The organism is Flavobacterium sp. LHD-85 (genome assembly GCF_030929595.1).
Lineage (GTDB): Bacteria > Bacteroidota > Bacteroidia > Flavobacteriales > Flavobacteriaceae > Flavobacterium.
Genome location: NZ_JAVFVR010000035.1, coordinates 1 through 2,536 on the forward strand (window position 1 = coordinate 1; position 2,536 = coordinate 2,536).

Below are 2,536 nucleotides of genomic sequence, written 5' to 3' on the forward strand. Positions count from 1 at the left end.
CAGTAATGCTTCCGCTGCCATCATGGGAGGTAGTCAGGAAGTAGGCTCGACACCTGACGCCAATATCTATGTTTCCATAGCTGGTTTCCCTGTGTCTGCCCCCAAACCGTACGTACATGTCTCCATGTATACGGCTTTCCATCGGTTTATTCAGTCTAATGTTCCTGCGTGCAATTTTTCGTGACATGATATACATACTGCTAAAGTTTTTCTTCTTCTACCAATCATTCGTTTTTCCCAATTCGTTTTACCTTTTAAGTCTTTGAGCTTTCTTACGTGGTGCATTTCTATTTCATCTGTCGCACCGCAGTATTCGCAAGTTTTAGCCATTAACCTATCCGTTAAACTGTTCCTGCCACCTGTTATAGTGACCGTCATTGGAATATTGTCAAATAATGAGTTTCCGGTTACCATTTTACGTTTAAACCCCTCGTTGTAAAGACTTCTGTATTTAATATTGCCCTTTCTATCTGTATATGGGATAGAAAATACCCCATTTTTTCTATGCTTGTTCATCAACTTGTTTATTGACGAGCGATGTTTACTTGCATAGGTGCTGTACATGCTGTACCGCATGATGTAATAGAAAGAGTTGATTATATGGCTGTTGTTTGCTATGGAGTAATAGTTATAGAAACCTCTTATTTCGGCATTATATTGACTGATGATTTCTAAATCATCAAATGCAATCATGTAGCCTCTCGAAATTCCCCTCCAAACTTCTTTCCCTTTAGGCGTGGTAATTTTCATTGCCTTATAGTCAAGAAGCTTATTGCGTATCACTTCCGTAGAAACATACAATACAACCTTACTTGAAAAGCATCGTCTTGGATAGCCCATTTTATCCTTTTTGGTATCACTGGATTTTCTGATAAAGATTTCGTACCCCAAAAATTTAGCAGGTTTTTCTGCATGAGTAATAAGTGTTTTGTCTTCGGATAGTTCCAATTTAAGGTTACCCTTAAGAAAGTTTTTAAGGTCTTCCTTTATCTTGACACAATCTTCTTTTGAACCTATTACCGCAATAAGAAAATCATCTGCGTATCTGACATACTTCAATTTTCTCATGTTTTCATCCATCTGCACCGAAGCAGGATGTTTTTGGCGTTCCTTAACGATTTCATTGATTTGCTCAAGTAAAAGTTTCCGTTTTACTTCGTCCTTTTCAATTTTGAGTTTTTGACTCAAACGGTATTTTTTGCAAACCAAATAGCGTGATTCCTTAGAGGGTTTTCTCCATATACCTTTGTCAAATTCCAAAGTGTATTTTTTGATAAACTTGTCGAACTTATCAAGGTAGATGTTTGCCATTATGGGGCTGATAATTCCTCCTTGGGGTGTACCGCTATAAGTCTTGTGATACTTCCAATCCTCGATATATCCTGCATTTAGTAGTTTTCTGATAAGTCGAATAAACCTTTCATCTTCTATACGTTCTTGTAGTATGTTTATCATTACTTCGTGATTGATATTATCAAAGAAGCCTTTTATATCTCCTTCAACAAACCATTTAGCACCTGTAAACAACTTCTGTGCGCTTTTCAAAGCTGTATGGCAACTTCGGCTCGGTATGAAGCCGTGGGAAGAGTTTTCGAATTGCCCTTCGTAAATAGCTTCAAGTATCATACGTATTACTTCCTGTAGGAGTTTATCTATGAATGTGGGAATACCCAAAGGACGTTTGCTACCGTTCTTTTTGGGTATGTAAATTCTTTTAGACGGTACAGGCTGATAGGATTCGTCTTTCAACGATTCGATTAGCTGTCTAACACGTGCCACACTCATACCGTCTATGGTTTTACCATCGGAGCCAGCGGTCATATTACCTGCTTTGCTGTATATTTTTTGGTATGCTATGTAATACATTTCTTCGTTAAACAGTATTCTGTACAGTCTTTGGAACTTATATGTCAGCGTGTTGCTGTGTCTCACCAGACTGTTCAATATCATTTCGGGATTTCTCATAATGTCTCTCACATTTTCCTTTAATTCAATTAAACTAAACCAACTGTTCCCCTTCGCCATGTACAAAGCTTTCCCTTGCTCGGACTACTACGGGAACTCCGTTGCCATGTCGGATATTCAGAAGCTAAACTCCATAGCCTTACGGCATTCCGATTTAGGCAATCCCCATTTAGATGTATAGTGACTTTGGCTCAATGGATTGTCGGTAACCGACTTTCGTCCTTTTCTACCTATTGTAGCTGTGTCCCTTACCTGTTCATGCTTTTACCGCTACATTTTTACGGAAAAGTGTTAGGGAAATGACGTTTGTAACTATCTTCCGTCAATGCTTAAAAAACTAACCACTTAGACTATCGTTCAATCAATCCAGATTTGTTCCTCATATCCATTATTTCAACTTGCCATTACAGTCGCAATCTGATAGCTGATTGACTTATGGCTTTTCCGATATGCTACACTCCCCATTAGGTTTCCCCTTTGGATAAATCGGATGTTGATGAGCAGTTTGAACACTTGCTCAGCAGTTTGCCAAAACTGCATTCACTACACAACCTTATGGGCGCACAATATA

At 38.6% G+C, this 2,536-nt stretch carries 1 protein-coding gene; it reads right to left on the reverse strand.

The features are described from left to right. Nucleotides 1-150: 150 nt before the first annotated feature. On the reverse strand, nt 151-1,965 hold the full coding sequence (locus RB618_RS23665) for a reverse transcriptase domain-containing protein (RefSeq protein WP_308071090.1): 1,815 nt from the start codon (nt 1,963-1,965) through the stop codon (nt 151-153). Between the last annotated feature and the right edge of the window lie 571 nt (nt 1,966-2,536).